Below are 15,691 nucleotides of genomic sequence, written 5' to 3' on the forward strand. Positions count from 1 at the left end.
CTTCCTTTATTAAAAACATAAAAACGTGAGAGCCGTATTCTCACGTTTTTATGTTTCATTTTATTAGTTCAATTGTTTCCGTAACCTTTATACTATCTTTTACAGATTGAACAATCGTACAATTTTTCACTGCAAGTTGCAGCGCCTTGTCCAGCTGCTCTTCTGTAATGTTTTCTGCTTTAATTTTATAGTGCAAATGAACACTTTCAACTGGCTTCGATAACGCTTCACTTCTACCAATTTCAGTTTCGATTGTAAACGTATCGTATGGAATACGTTTCTTTTCTAAAATCGTTCGAAAGACAATTGCACTACACCCTGCGATAGAAGAAACGAGTAATTGTAACGGTGAATAACCGTTTTCTTTTCCAATCGCTAATTGACCATACGATAAATCTGCTTCTATATCATCGTGTTTGATTGTTAGTTTCATTTGTTTTTTCCATCTCCACTTTCATCGGTTTCTGCCGTTTCTTACTAATATAATAATATATATAGCAGAAAATGATAAATGGAATACCACAGTATAACGCCATTCTTTGTTCAGGAATAAACGCTAAACTAATAACAACAATGCTATTTGTAATTAAAGCTAAAATTGGAACAATCGGGTATAGTGGTGTTCTATACTTTAAGTCCTCTAACTTTCCTCCGCCTTTTATATACTGACTTCTAAAGCGAAGTTGCGATAGAGCAATAATGATCCAACTTGAAACAGCCGATAAACCAGCTATCGATAATAAATACATGTATACTGTATCTTCTGCAAGGAAACTTGTGAATAGAGATAATCCAGCTACCGCAATCGTTACGACTAGCGCTGTAATTGGAATACCACGCTTATTTACTTTCTGGAAGGAAGTTGGTGCCATTCCCTCATTTGCAAGTGACCATAGTATACGCGTCGCTGCATATAATCCAGAGTTCGCTACAGATAATAACGCAGTAATAATAACGAAGTTCATAATATCAGCTGCGTATGGAATACCAATTTTATCAAATACGACTACGAATGGACTTTCAATTACACCTGCTTCTTTCCAAGAAATTAATCCTACTAAAATTGTCATTGTTAAAATGAAGAATAACATAATGCGCCATACTGTATTACGGATCGCACGTGGAATTGTTTTTTCTGGATTTTCACTTTCTCCCGCTGCAATTCCGATTAACTCTGTTCCTTGAAATGAGAAGTTAACTGTAATCATTGTAAGTAGTACGGCAGCTAGTCCATTCGGGAAAAGTCCACCATCGCTTACAAAGTTAGAGAAAAGAGGTGCTGCTTCTTTTCCGTCATATGATATAAATCCTAATAATGCACTACCACCAAGAACAACAAATGCAAGGATTGTAATTACTTTAATACTAGAAAACCAAAATTCTAATTCAGCATAACTTTTTGCCGAAATTGCGTTTGAAGCATATAAAATAACACCGAATACAAGGCACCATACCCAAACATCAACATTTGGAAACCATCTTTTCATCATTAAACCGATTGACGTTAATTCTAGACCCACTGTTACTGCCCAGCCAAGCCAGTATAACCAGCCAATCATAAAGCCCGTTCCTGGTCCAATAAACTTCGTTGCATACTTTTGGAAAGATCCTGAAACCGGCATAGCTACCGTTAACTCTCCAAGACAAAGCATTGTTAAATACATAATAAATCCGCCTACTAAATATGAAAGGATGGCTCCCCCTGGTCCAGCCTGATTAATAGTGTAACCTGAACCTAAGAAAAAACCAGTTCCGATTACACCACCAAGTGCGATCATAAATAAATGTCTACTCTTCATCGTGCGATGTAATTTCTCATTCGTTGGTTGCTGCATCTAAATCCTCCCCCTACCAATACCCCTATATCTTGTTAAAATTTTCTGATAATAAAAATATACACGAAAGCGATTACATTTTCTATATAAAATTAAAACTTTTCTGATAAAATAATATAAAAATCGAATTATTGCAAGATTTAGATTCTATTTAGAGGAAAATAAGGAGAAACAAGGAAAAAAACCCTTACATATATTGTAAGAGTCAACGAAGTTCTAATCTTCTCGATAAAATTGATAAACTATAATTTACGATAAAGTACATACAAGCTACTAATATAAATGTTGGAATCATGTAATTCACATTTTGTCCGCTAATAATTTGAGCATTATGCATAAGCTCAGGGAGTGATATAACAACCGCTAGCGACGTATCCTTCAGCAATGAAATAAATTGACTGACAAGCGGCGGAACCATTCTCCTTAATGCTTGTGGCAAAATAATATGCCACAGCGCTTGCACATAAGTTAATCCCGAAGATCTTGCGGCTTCAACCTGCCCTTTTTCAATAGACAATAAACCACTTCTAACAATTTCAGATATCATTGCTGCCTCAAATATTGTTAAAGCAACAATTGCAGCTGTTATAATTTCTAATTTCAAGCCTGCTTCTGGAAGTGCAAAATACGTGAAAAATATAATTAACAGTAGTGGTAAGTTTCGAATCACTTCAACTATAACTCCTAATATTTGTGAGACGACAGGTATTTTCGTGTAGCGCAATATACCGATTACACTTCCAATAATAAAACTAAGTACAATTGCTATGAGCGCTACCTCTAATGTTATAAGTAATCCTTTTAATAAAAATAGAATATGATCTCCTGTAATTGCTCCCTTGAAATCCATTTACACCGCCTCCTTTGCTAAGCGTTTTTCTAAATAACGCACTAGCATACTGAGCGGAATTGTTAATATTAAATAAAACATCCCGACAAATATATAAACATCAAACGTAACAAACGTCTTCGTTGAAATTAAATCTCCTTGATACATTAAATCAGCACCAGCAATGATTCCAAGTATTGAGGAGTTTTTAACTAAATTGAGAAACTGGTTTCCTAAAGGGGGAATTACAATTTTCACAGCTTGTGGTAAGACAACATAATACATCGCCTGCACATACGTTAGCCCTGAAGAGCGAGCAGCTTCCATTTGCCCTTTCGCAACTGATAAAATACCAGCGCGAATTACTTCTGCAATAAAAGCTGTCGTATATACCGTAAGCGTAACTGTTCCTGCTACAAAACCATTTAAAGTAATTCCTATTACAGGTAAAGCAAAATAGAATATAAATGCAATTAATACGAGTGGAATATTTCTTACAAACTCCACAAAAGCTGATCCTATCCAATTTAAAATACGAATAGGTGCAATACGCATTACTGCCAAAATTACTCCTAAAATAAAACTACCTATCAATGCAATTACACTAGACATAACTGTATATTTAAATCCTTCTAAATACATATCAATGTTATTCGTTAATATAGAAAAATCAGGCACATATTCTCCCCTCTTTCTTTACAAGAAGAGGATGAGTACTCTCATCCTCTCACTTTTACTATCTACTTTTCTGGTTTTTGTCCAATCCATTTCTCATATAATTTGTCATACTCTCCGCTTGCTTTCATGTCTTTAATTAAAGTATTAATCTCTTTCGTTAAATCATCTGCCCCTTTTTGCACTGCAATTCCATACGGTTCATCTGTGAAAATTTTTCCTACTACTTCATAATTAGAATCTTGTTTTGCCATTCCGTAAAGGATCGCATTATCTGTCGTTAACACATCACCTTTACCTGCCTTTAACGCTGTAAATGCCTCACTATAATTTTCAAACTCTAATACAGTCGCTTCTGGTGACTTTTGACGAATGTTATTTGTAGATGTTGACCCTTTTACAGCTAATACTTTAACGCCTTGTTTTATATCATCGACACTCTTAATATTGCTTCCTTTTTTCACAAGTAACGATTGTCCTGCTTTAAAATATACATCTGAAAAATCCACTTCTTTTTTGCGTTCTTCCGTAATTGTCATTGTTGCAATAATTGCATCAATATCACCATTTTTCAGCATTGGAATACGTGTTTTAGACGTTACTTCTTTCAGCTCTAGCTTCTTTTCATCTCCAAGAATCTTTTTCGCAAGTGCCTTCGCGACATCAACATCGAATCCTTCTACCTGCCCTGTTGAAGGATTTTTTAATCCAAATAAATTCGTATCATTCTTTACCCCGACTACTAATTTCCCTCGTTTCTTAATTTGTTCAACAGCCCCGCCTTGCTTCGTATTTGTTTCCTTTGCCTCATCTTTCTTACTTCCGCAACCAGCAACAACAAGCACGAATAAACATGAAAATACGATTAAAGTAAATAATTTTTTCATTTTAAGCATAAAATTCCTCCTCTAATGATTTAGCACCCGACTTAAAAATAAACGAGCTCTTTCTTGTTCAGGGTTTGCAAAAAAGTGCGCCGGTGTTGTATCTTCAATAATTTGACCATCATCCATAAATAAGATCCTATCTGCTACCTCTCTAGCAAATCCCATTTCATGCGTGACAACGACCATTGTCATCCCTTCTTTAGCCAGTGCTTTCATAACATCAAGTACCTCTCCAATCATCTCTGGATCAAGAGCAGACGTAGGCTCATCGAATAGCATAATTTCCGGCTGCATTGCAAGTCCTCTAGCAATTGCCACCCGTTGCTGTTGTCCTCCGGATAATTGATGTGGATATACGTTAGCCTTCTCTGGGATTCCTACTTTCTCTAAATAAAGCATTGCTGTTTTCTCTGCTTCTTCTTTGGAAACTTTATTTACTTTAATCGGTGCTAATGTAATATTTTGAAGAACCGTTTTATGTGGATATAAATAAAAATGTTGAAAGACCATCCCAATATTTCGCCGCAATTCATTCATGTCCGTTTTTTTATTGTGTACCTCTGTATTTTGTACAATTAATTCTCCATCTGTAATTGCCTCTAATTGATTTATACATCGAAGCAATGTACTTTTTCCTGATCCTGAAGGCCCGACAACTACTACCACTTCGCCTTTTTTCACTTGCACATTAATATTTTTCAAAACTTGAAAGTTACCATAATATTTATTTACATTACGAAATTCTATCAACATACTCCCCCTTCCCCTAACAATGCATGTACATTCTTTTTATATTCAAAAATAGTCCCAAAAATAACTTTTAGCTTCAATTTGTCCATAAAAAAAAGCAAAGAGTTTCCCCTTTGCTTCTTCATTTCTATTCTGTTAAGATACTTCTTCTTTCTTATCTTTCCCGTATTCATGCTCCCAAAAATCAGCATTTTTAATTCCTAATGGCCCTGGATCGAATACTGGATCTTTTCCTTCTTTTTTCTGTTTTTCATAATCCTTTAATGCGACTAATGCAGGTTTTTGTAATAGTAAAATCGCAATGATATTTACCCATGCCATAATTCCTACCCCAATGTCGCCTAAAGCCCAAGCCGTTGCTGCTGTTTTTATACATCCATAGAATACAGCTCCTAAAAATACAAACTTTAGTACCATAGACATCCAAGGACGGTCTTTATCACGATTTAAGTACGCAATATTCGTTTCTGCAATGTAGTAATACGCCATAATTGTTGTAAACGCGAAGAATAATAACGAGATTGCAACGAAACCGTTTCCAAATCCAGGGAAAACAGATTCTACCGCCGCCTGTGTATATCCTGGTCCTGGCTGAGCACCATTTAGTTTATTAACGATAAAGTTTTTTCCGCTTGCATCAAATACGTTATACATGCCTGTAATAATCATCATAAATGCTGTTGCTGAACAAACAAATAATGTATCAATGTAAACGGAAAATGCTTGCACTAAACCTTGCTTAGCTGGATGTGATACTTCGGCTGCTGCTGCTGCGTGTGGTCCAGTCCCTTGCCCTGCTTCATTGGAATAAATACCACGTTTTACCCCCCAAGAGATTGCTAAACCGATAATACCACCGAAAGCAGCTTCTAATGCAAATGCACTTCTTATAATTAACATAAATGCTTCTGGCAATTTTTCAATATTCATAGCAACAATGACGCAAGCTACTAAAATATAGCCTATTGCCATAAAAGGTACGACAACTTGCGCTACGTTAACAATTCGCTTTACTCCACCGAAAATGATAAGAGCTAATACAACAACTAATATAGCCCCTGATGCGGTAGTATTAATACCAAAAGCCGTTTCTAAACTTACAGCAATACTATTTGCTTGTACGCCTGGTAGTAAAAGTCCTGTTGCAAGAATTGTCGCTGCAACGAATACTAAAGCATACCATTTAACTCCTAGACCTTTTTCGATGTAATAAGCAGGTCCACCACGAAACTGCCCTTGATGTTTCGTCTTATATATTTGCGCGAGTGTTGATTCTACATAAGCTGATCCTGCCCCTAAAAAGGCTACTGCCCACATCCAAAATACAGCTCCTGGTCCACCGAATGCAACCGCTGTTGCTACCCCAGCGATATTCCCTGTCCCAACACGTCCTGATAACGAAAGTGCTAACGCTTGGAATGAAGAAACACCAGCCTCTGATTTTTCTCCTTGAAATGTCAGCTTCACCATTTCTCCTACGTGCCTTACTTGTAAAAACTTCGTTCGAATAGAAAAATATAAACCTACTCCTAAACATAAATAAACAAGTGCTGGACTCCAAACAATATTATTTAACCAATTTACGAAAGTTTCCAACATTCCCCCTCCTTCTTTATAAAGAATATTCAGAATATATATAAAATTATAAGTGCATACCGAATCTAGGACAATATTATTTTAATAAAGTAAACATATTTTTGTATAAAAAAACAAAGTATATATTTGTTTTATATACTTTGTTTTGAACTAAATGTATTATATATTCACAATTGCTTCTCTTTTAATAATTCTTTCGTATAGCTCTTCTGATAATTTCAAGAAGTTATCAGGCATATCTTTCCCTTTAAACTTCTTCTGAAGCGTTCCATATAAACCTATATCACGTAAACGTAAAAATAGTGGCAACGATTCATACCAACTATCCGCCAGCCTGTGCTCATACTCATATCCTTTTCGTAACACTTGTAACTGTTTACGAGCAAAATCTGTCTTCTCTTCTGCTGTCCACGTTGTAAATAGAACAGAGTAGTATAGAACCATCGCTAAATCATGTATAAAGTAATTATAAGCCGCATCATCAAAATCAAAGATTGTTAGCTCTTTACCATCATAATGAAAATTACCTTGATGGATATCACCGTGCATAAGACCGAACGTTTCTCTTTCAACTGGAAGGGCCTTAATTTCATCCATTAGTACCGCTGCAATCTTTTTCACTTGACCATCTTCTAATTCATTAACAATTCCACTTTCGTCTTCTTCCCACGTATCACGGTAGTCTGTTTTAGGATATTCCATTGTAAGGCGATGCAGTTGCCCAATCGCTTTTCCCCATGCTTCAAAGAGAGGCTCGCCCCAATAAGGCGATTCCTCTCCTTTTACTTGCTCACCTTTTGCATATGTAAATAAAGAAGCGGAAAAGAACGTTCCATCCTCTGCTACGATTTCTTCTACGAGATTTCGAGACGTTGAATAAAGAGGTCCTGCTACCTTTGCCCCATTCTCCGCAACATATCGTAAAAAATCTAGTTCAGCCTCTACCTCTTGTTTAGAACGATGAGAAGAATGTGTTAAACGTAATACGTAATCTTCATCATTATCACCCTTCGCCTTAAAAATATAATTCTCAAAATCTCCAAGTGGCTTTTCTTCCACTGTTACATGAAACAAATTCGCTGCTCTTTTTAAAATCTCTTTCGTAAAAACACGTTCTACAGCTATTTCCATATATATCCCTCCTATATATCTTCTTAATTCGACACAAATGTTAGAAGTACTGCTATGAAATTGAATAATGCACAAAAGACAATGTAACGTAACCTTCAATCCTCTTTTTTTAAAATAATTCAAGCATAAATTTCTCACAAACGACAAAAATTAACAGAAACAATTGCACTTTAAGAGAGGTGGAAATTATGACAGAGCAAAAAGAACAACAAGAGAGTAAAAAACAAAAGCATATGTTTCCATCACTTCCGGAGAACATTAATTACATTGAAAATAAACTTTCTCATTCTGATGATATAAAAAAATTAGATCTCCCTTTTCAAAACGGAAAAGGAGCAATCTTATATATCGAATCTTTAGCAGATCCAAATCTAATTCATCAGTTAGTCCTTGAGCCATTATTAACGCGATCAGATTTATCTTTAGATAAAGCTTTTTCTACGTTAAATATGAAAAAAGAAACGAATTTAAATTATGGGATACAACTTTTATTACAAGGTAAATCCTTATATTTTCATGAACACGTCGACAGTTTTTGTATTTTCGAAACAACCTTATCTTTAAAGAGAGATATAGCAGAGCCTGATAATGAAGGAGTTGTGCGCGGTCCACATACTGGTTTTGTAGAGGATCTAGCAACTAATTTAACCTCTATTCGTAAACTCATTAAGAGTCCAAATTTAGTTGTTAAGTATTTTACACTCGGTGAAGAAATGCACACGAAAGTGGCAATTACTTATATGCAAAATATAGCGAATGACGATTTAGTTATAGAAGTGAAAAGAAGATTGGAAACCATTAAAACGGATGCACTTATGCCACCAGGATACATACAAGAATTTATAGAGGATACGTCTTTCTCCCCATTTCCGCAGCAATTAAATACAGAGCGTCCAGATAGAACTGTTGCTAATTTAATGGAAGGGCGTGTTGCTATTTTATCTGATGGAGATCCAACAGCACTCATCGTTCCTGTTACGTTATTTGCTTTCTATCAATCACCAGATGATTATAATAACCGTTGGATTGTCGGTTCTTTCGTCCGAATGATTCGCTTAGTAAGTTTTTTAATTGCCTTTCTCTTACCAGCTTTATATATTGCAACTGTTGCTTTTCATCCTGATGTGTTACCGCTCGAACTTGTGTATACGATTAAAGCTTCATTAGAGAAAGTACCGCTTCCTCCTATTTTTGAAGCTCTCTTAATGGAGTTAATTTTCGAGTTATTACGAGAAGCTGGTATTCGCTTGCCGAGCCGCGTTGGACAAACAATCGGTATTGTAGGTGGTTTAGTAATTGGGGATGCAATTGTAAAAGCTGGACTCGTTTCTTACACAATGATCATCGTTGTAGCTTTAACTGCAATCTCATCTTTTCTCGTTCCATCAAACGATATGAGTTCAGCAGTTCGGATTCTTCGTTTTCCATTAATGCTCCTTGCTGCCATATTCGGATATGTAGGAATATCATTCGGTCTCATTATAACTTTCGTTCACTTATGTCAGCTTCATTCATTTCATACACCATATCTTTCTCCTGTTGCCCCGATGCGGATTAAAGATATGAAAGATTCTTTCATAAGACTACCAATTTGGTCATTTTGGGAAAGACCACATGATCCAAAACCGAAAAAAATGCAGCGCCAACATGTAACGAGAGAGGATGAGGACGGTGACAAACACGCAAAGTAAAATTTCACTTGTTCAATTTACCTTTTTCGTTATTCAATGCCAAATTGGGGTCGGTATACTATCTCTACCTAACCGGCTTCATCCGATAGCAAAAGGTGGTGGTTGGATTTCTGCGCTCATTGCGGGGCTTGCCATTCAACTTATTATTTTACTTATGTGGCTTTTCTTAAAACGATTTCCTGATGCAGATATGTATAAAAGTGTTTGTATGCTATTTGGTAATAAGTTAGGAAAACTATTGGGCTTTTCTTATGTTTTTTATTTTACCCTTATCGGTATGACGGTTATGTTGAATGCTTGTAACGTCATTAAAGTATGGGTTTTACACGCAACTCCGTGGTCTGCAATTCTCATATTATGTACAGTAGCTTGTTGTTATGTAGCTTATAACACATTTAAAGTCATCGTACGATTTTATGTCATGGCCTCTATTCTCATTATTCCAATGGCCCTTTTAATTGCCCTAGGGCTTTCACGAGCTGATTTCTCTTATATTTTTCCTATTACAGAAGCCGGATGGTGGAATATAATTCAAGCATCCAAGGAAACAATTACAGCCATGTATGGTTTTGAAATTATTCTTATCGCTTTTCCAAAAGTAAATGGGAGTTCTATTGCAAAACTGAAGGCCATTTCTATCGCCAATGGATTTGTAACTCTTTTTTATACTTTTACCGTTTGGATTTGCTTTATCGTATTTAGTCCAAAGCAAATTGAGCTTATTCCAGAGCCAGTTGCTTACTTATTACGCTCCTTGCATATTGGAATTATAGATCGAACGGACCTAATCTTCATCCCAATTTGGATGATAACAGTTGTCGCTTCTATTGCTAGTTATTACTGCGCTGCTTCAATCGGAATTGGACATATATTCAACCTTGCTAATCATAAAAAGGCTGTTCCAATCGTTGGTATTATTGCTTTTAGTGTAGCCTTATTTATAGATACACCTGAAGAATTAAAAGTAATTTCAACTTTCACTGATAAGTTCACCTATATTTTCATCGTTGTTCTCCCTCTTTTATTTCTACTTTATTCAATAATAAGAAAGAAGAAAGGAGAACAGTATGTTCCCAAAAAGAGTTAAATTACTTTTAATATTATGTGCTAGTTCCCTCCTTTCTGGCTGTTGGGATCAAGAACCATTAAGGGAGGCAAGTTTAGCTTATAGCGTTGGAGCTGATATTACGGAAGAGAATAAACTCCAGCAAACAATCGAGCTCGTAAAAAGTTCAAGCGGAGAGCAATCTTCATTTGAGAATGAAATATATTCAGCAACCGGGCATAACATAATGGATACAGGCGATGCCCTAAAAAAAAATGTGACTGGGAATATTCGCTATTTTAAATATGGTGTTCAATTACTCGGAACCAAAATTCTAAAAAAGGGTATACTCCCCTATTTAGATGTCAGCTTTCGAGATCCAACAAACCCAACTGCTTTAGTAAAACTTATTGCAGTAGATGGTGAAACATCGGAGATACTCGAAAAAAAGAAAATAGGAAATTTACTAATTGGAGATTTTCTAAAGAAAAAAGTGAAAAGCTTAGAAGATATGAGTGTATTTCCAAAAGAAACTTTAGAAACAGCTGCTACAAAAATGTTAGATCCCGGTAAAGACTTTACCCTTCCTTCTATAAAAATAAAAGGAAAAGAAGTAGTTACAAACGGGTTAGCTTTATTTAACAATGATAAATTAACTGGGCATTTACCTTTGCAACAATCTGTTTTATTCGTGTTATTAACCGGAAAAATGGGAACAAGTGCCCGTATAACCCAAAAACTGACTAGTGATGAATCTGAGAAGACATCTGATTATTTAACAATGGAAATTAGTAATCGAAAATTAAAACGCGACTTAAAAATAACAACAGATAAAAAAGGAAATGTTTATGCTCACATTAAGCTCCAATTAAAAGTTATAGCACTTGAATCTCCAAGAGATAATATGTATACAATGGACGATAGAGAAAAACTAAATAAAGAACTTTCTAAACAACTCACGAAAGAAGCGAAAAAAATAACACGAAAACTACAAAAAGCAAATTGTGATGCTTTCGGTATTGGAAGACATCTTATCGCTTATCATCCTAACTTATGGAAGAAAAAAAATTGGAATAAAGATTATGCAAAAGTAAAATTCAAACCTGAAGTAGAAGTAAGCATTTTGTATAGTGGTGTCTTAAAATAAAAAGGTTGTATGCCGCTCGGGCATACAACCTTTTTATTTCGTATATCGATACACAATTGATTCATATGGTCTTAAGTTAAGTTTTGCAATATCCTTGCTGGCATCTTTATAATTCGACAGTAGTACTTCTTGTTTCATTCCATCTAACTGAACGTGCGCTGGTACTGAATACGTTATTTCTTCTCCATAGAAGTTATTTATAACAAGTAGTACTTCACTTTCTGTAGTACGAGTATATGCCCAAATTTTAGGATCATTTTTATCCAAAATAGCATATTCTCCTTCTGTAATTACATCATACGTTTTTCTAAGCTCTATTAACTTTTTATAATGATAAAATACGGACTCTTTATCTTCTAATGCTTTCTCTACGTTTATTTCTTTAAAATTTTCAGCCGCTGAAATCCAAGGTGTACTTGTTGTAAAACCACTGTTCATCTCTTCATTCCACTGCATCGGAGTGCGAGAGTTGTCACGAGATTTTTGCTTTAAAATCCCTATAATCTCTTCTTTTGATAGCCCTTCTTTTAGCTTTATATCGTATATATTTAACGATTCTACATCACGATATTGCTCGATGGACTCAAATTTAGGATTCGTCATACCGATTTCTTCCCCTTGATAAATATAAGGCGTTCCTTGCAGCATGTGCATGGCTGTCGCTAACATTTTTGCAGATTCGTTTCGGTACTTTCCATCATCACCAAAGCGTGACACGATGCGAGGCTGGTCATGATTACACCAAAATAACGCATTCCATCCTCCGCCCTTTTGCATTTCAATTTGCCAGTTAGACATAATCTCTTTTAATTTAATAAAATCAAACTCTGCTTTCGTCCACTTATCACCATTCGGATAATCTACTTTTAAATGATGGAAACTAAACGTCATGCTTAATTCATTACGCTCAGGATTAGAATATTTAATACAATTATCAATTGTCGTAGATGACATTTCTCCAACTGTAATGACATCTTTTCCTGCAAAAACATTTCGGTTCATCTCTTGTAAATATTCATGAACACGCGGGCCATCTGTATAATACTTGCGTCCATCACTTGTCGCAGTACTACCTTCATCGTTTAAAAAGCATTGGTCTTTTGAAATTAAATTAATGACATCTAATCGGAATCCCGTTACCCCTTTATCCAGCCAAAAGCGCATCATATCATATACTTCTTCACGCAGTTTTTCATTTTCCCAATTTAAATCAGCTTGTGTTTCATCAAATAGATGTAAATAATATTGCTCCGTCTTCTCATCATATTTCCAAGCAGATCCACCAAACTTAGACTGCCAATTATTTTTTTCATCACGCCAAATATAGTAATTACGATATGGACTATTTTTATCTTCCTTCGCTTCTTTAAACCACTTATGTTCAGTCGAACTATGATTTACAACAATATCAAGCATAATTTCAATGTTACGTACTTTCGCTTCTGCTAAAAGTTCTTCAAACTCTTCCATCGTTCCGTAAGATGGATCAATGCTGTAATAATCACTTACATCATATCCATTATCATTTTGTGGTGATTGGTATATCGGTGTTAACCAAATATAATCCACTCCGAGTTCTTTTAAATAATCTAGTTTCTCTGTAACCCCTTTTATATCACCGGTTTCTCTATTGTAATAACTATTAAAGCTCTTCGGATAAATTTGATAGACTACACTTTTATGCCAATCCTTCATGTTTAACTTCCTCCTACTTCTGTTTCACTCTTTTTGCAAATAACCATGTTAAAGTAAATGGGATTACAACTGCAATAATCATTCCGACAATAAACATTGGAATCGATTTCGGAATGATAGAAATAAATGCTGGCAATCCCCCAATTCCGATAGCAGGTGCTAATACACCATTTAATGTAATGAATATCGCTGCCACAGCAGACCCTATAATCGCTGCATAAAACGGGAACTTATTTCGTAAATTCACACCAAACATCGCTGGTTCTGTAATACCGAAGTATGCTGAAATGGCTGATGTTGATGCCATACTTTTATCATTTTGATTTTTAGAAATCCAGAACATCGCAAGTGCCGCACTACCTTGCGCAATGTTAGAAAGAGCAATCATCGGCCAAATAAATGTACCGCCATGTTGTGCAATCAATTGTAAATCAATTGCAATAAACATATGATGCATACCTGTAATTACAAGTGGTGCATATAACGCTCCAAATAATACTGCTCCAACTACTGGTACTGTTTCATATACACCTACTAATCCTACTGTTAATAAATCTCCAATATGACGTGTAACCGGACCAATAATTCCTAATGCTAACACACCTGTCACAACGATTGTTGTAATTGGTACAACTAATAATTGAATTGCATTTGGTACATGTTTCTTTAAGAAAATTTCTACTTTACTTAACACAAATGCAGCTACTAAAACCGGCAAGATTTGACCTTGATACCCTACCTTTTCAATTTGGAACAGTCCTAAAATATCGAAGTACTCAATCTTTTGTCCGTCTAAACCAGTCGCTGCTTTTCCATAGTCCCAAGCGTTTAATAAGGCCGGGTGCACAAGCATTAATCCCATAACAATCCCTAGTATTGGACTACCACCAAAACGCTTCGTTGCTGACCACCCGACAAGTGCTGGTAAGAATACGAATGCTGTATTGGCCATCATATTAATTAAATCCCAAAGCCCGCCTAAGTTCGGATAAACATCTAATAAATTTTTCCCATCAAAAAATAAGTCCTTTGCGCCTAATAGATTGTTAATACCCATTAGTAAACCAGCCGTTACGATCGCTGGTAATATCGGCATAAATACATCTGAAAATATTTTTACAAACTTTTGAGCTGGATTTAACTTCTGATTTCCAGAGTCTTTTACGTCAGCTACAGTCGATTCTTTCATACCCGCAAGCGTTATCAATTCAGCGTAAACACGATCTACATCTCCTGGACCAATTACAACTTGAAATATACCAGCGTTATGAAACGCTCCTTTCACTAATGAAACAGACTGTAATTTATCATTATCTATTTTACTTTCATCTTTTAAAGCGATACGGAGCCTCGTCACACAATGTGCAGCTTGTTCAATATTGTCTTTCCCACCAATATACTGCAACACTTCCTCTGCTGTTTTACGATAGTCTTTCCCCATATTCCCGTCCCTCTTTTCTTTTTTTGATACCGTTTACAATTACATATTAACTCGTATATATAAGTTAGTCAACACTCGTATATACGAGTTTGTGTTTTTTTTATAAAAAAAAGAGATGAAACAATATTTTGTTCCACCTCTTTACTTCCTGCGTGCCACATCCGAAAAGTGAAAAATATCTAAACGGTGGCGTGATTCTGTATATTCAAACTGACTTCCATCATACAAATGTGTAAAGTTTTTCACAACGACAACATAGTCTGTTCCATTTAAATCTAAATACTTTCTGTCATCCTCTGTACATGGCTGTACTTCAATTACCCTCTGCGAATAACTAATATGTAGCCCAAGCTCTTTCTCGATGTATTTATAAATCGATGCAGTTGCAATTTCTTTCGTTAATCCTGGAACAAACTCAGATACAAAATGATTTATATCTAAAATTACTTTTTCTCCATCAATATTTCGTACACGTTTAATATGGTCAATCACTGTTTTTTCTTTCACGTTTAATAACTTTGCTACGTCTTTCGTCGCTTCAATTTTCTCCATTTCTACGACATCTGTAATACAATGACGTCCTAAACGTTCATTTTCTTCTTGGAAACTTACAATACCACCAAAATTAAATTCAATATTTTTTCGCTTTAAAACAAAAACACCTTTTCCATGAATTTTTTGCACATATCCACGCTCTTGCAGTAAATCTACAGCTTTTCTCACCGTGCCTCGGCTTGCCTCATACTGCTTCATTAATTCTGTTTCTGATGGGATTTTGCATCCCTCTTTTAATTGTTTATTATCAATAGATTTACTGATTTCTGTATAAATTTGTTCATACTTACTCATCATCTACAATAGCCCCTTGTCACCTTCTAATTCTATATGTATTATAACATGCTTCACTCTTCTGCCAATCTCTCACTTATTTTCCAGTACAAGAAAAATATAGGTAAATATTTAATCTTT

The 15,691-nt window shown here is 35.4% G+C and carries 14 protein-coding genes; 3 read left to right on the plus strand and 11 right to left on the minus strand.

Going from position 1 to position 15,691, the window contains the following annotated elements; genetic code table 11:
• Positions 1–55: 55 nt before the first annotated feature.
• The 8 genes from ACTFR8_RS26045 to ACTFR8_RS26080 form a co-directional block, all read right to left on the minus strand.
• Positions 56–433, minus strand: a complete 378-nt coding sequence (locus ACTFR8_RS26045) for an OsmC family protein (protein WP_016117157.1) — start codon at positions 431–433, stop codon at positions 56–58.
• Positions 408–1,835 carry an amino acid permease gene (locus ACTFR8_RS26050; RefSeq protein ID WP_001187097.1) on the minus strand — a complete coding sequence of 476 codons (1,428 nt, stop codon included), beginning with the start codon at positions 1,833–1,835 and terminating at the stop codon, positions 408–410. Before ACTFR8_RS26050 ends, ACTFR8_RS26045 begins: the two co-directional genes overlap by 26 nt.
• Before the next feature lie 205 nt (positions 1,836–2,040).
• Complete coding sequence (locus tag ACTFR8_RS26055; RefSeq protein WP_000345955.1) at positions 2,041–2,685, minus strand: amino acid ABC transporter permease; 645 nt, start codon at positions 2,683–2,685, stop codon at positions 2,041–2,043.
• Entirely contained in the window at positions 2,686–3,342 is a 657-nt protein-coding gene (locus ACTFR8_RS26060) for an amino acid ABC transporter permease (protein WP_252209791.1), read from the minus strand.
• A gap of 62 nt (positions 3,343–3,404) precedes the next feature.
• Positions 3,405–4,235, minus strand: a complete 831-nt coding sequence (glnH, locus tag ACTFR8_RS26065; protein WP_000916491.1) for a glutamine ABC transporter substrate-binding protein GlnH — start codon at positions 4,233–4,235, stop codon at positions 3,405–3,407.
• Positions 4,236–4,247: 12 nt separating this feature from the next.
• Positions 4,248–4,979, minus strand: coding sequence for an amino acid ABC transporter ATP-binding protein (locus ACTFR8_RS26070; RefSeq protein WP_044584131.1), 732 nt, complete (start codon positions 4,977–4,979; stop codon positions 4,248–4,250).
• A 132-nt stretch (positions 4,980–5,111) separates the two neighbouring features.
• Positions 5,112–6,572 (minus strand): alanine/glycine:cation symporter family protein, encoded by a 1,461-nt coding sequence (locus ACTFR8_RS26075; RefSeq protein WP_000447396.1) that lies wholly within the window; start codon positions 6,570–6,572, stop codon positions 5,112–5,114.
• Positions 6,573–6,731: 159 nt separating this feature from the next.
• Positions 6,732–7,703, minus strand: coding sequence for a phosphotransferase enzyme family protein (locus tag ACTFR8_RS26080; protein WP_000401648.1), 972 nt, complete (start codon positions 7,701–7,703; stop codon positions 6,732–6,734).
• 188 nt (positions 7,704–7,891) lie between these two features.
• Between ACTFR8_RS26080 and gerKA the strand changes: the two genes are divergently transcribed.
• The 3 genes from gerKA to ACTFR8_RS26095 are packed head-to-tail and all read left to right on the plus strand — an operon-like array spanning position 7,892 to position 11,586.
• Positions 7,892–9,394: a spore germination protein GerKA gene (gene gerKA / locus ACTFR8_RS26085; RefSeq protein WP_000139243.1), complete on the plus strand. Its 1,503-nt coding sequence runs from the start codon at positions 7,892–7,894 to the stop codon at positions 9,392–9,394.
• Positions 9,375–10,481 (plus strand): GerAB/ArcD/ProY family transporter, encoded by a 1,107-nt coding sequence (locus tag ACTFR8_RS26090; RefSeq protein WP_000185796.1) that lies wholly within the window; start codon positions 9,375–9,377, stop codon positions 10,479–10,481. Before gerKA ends, ACTFR8_RS26090 begins: the two co-directional genes overlap by 20 nt.
• Positions 10,462–11,586 carry a Ger(x)C family spore germination protein gene (locus ACTFR8_RS26095; protein ID WP_000484126.1) on the plus strand — a complete coding sequence of 375 codons (1,125 nt, stop codon included), beginning with the start codon at positions 10,462–10,464 and terminating at the stop codon, positions 11,584–11,586. Before ACTFR8_RS26090 ends, ACTFR8_RS26095 begins: the two co-directional genes overlap by 20 nt.
• A 33-nt stretch (positions 11,587–11,619) precedes the next feature.
• Here ACTFR8_RS26095 and treC read toward each other — a convergent pair whose 3' ends face one another.
• The 3 genes from treC to treR all read right to left on the minus strand — a co-directional run bounded on the left by treC (position 11,620) and on the right by treR (position 15,574).
• Positions 11,620–13,281 (minus strand): alpha,alpha-phosphotrehalase, encoded by a 1,662-nt coding sequence (gene treC, locus ACTFR8_RS26100; RefSeq protein ID WP_000656144.1) that lies wholly within the window; start codon positions 13,279–13,281, stop codon positions 11,620–11,622.
• Positions 13,282–13,294: 13 nt separating this feature from the next.
• Positions 13,295–14,722: a PTS system trehalose-specific EIIBC component gene (gene treP, locus ACTFR8_RS26105; protein ID WP_000513940.1), complete on the minus strand. Its 1,428-nt coding sequence runs from the start codon at positions 14,720–14,722 to the stop codon at positions 13,295–13,297.
• 141 nt (positions 14,723–14,863) lie between these two features.
• Positions 14,864–15,574: a trehalose operon repressor gene (treR, locus tag ACTFR8_RS26110; RefSeq protein WP_000987235.1), complete on the minus strand. Its 711-nt coding sequence runs from the start codon at positions 15,572–15,574 to the stop codon at positions 14,864–14,866.
• Positions 15,575–15,691: the final 117 nt, after the last annotated feature.

It is taken from the genome of Bacillus cereus group sp. MYBK15-3 (genome assembly GCF_051916765.1).
GTDB classification, from domain to species: domain Bacteria; phylum Bacillota; class Bacilli; order Bacillales; family Bacillaceae_G; genus Bacillus_A; species Bacillus_A cereus.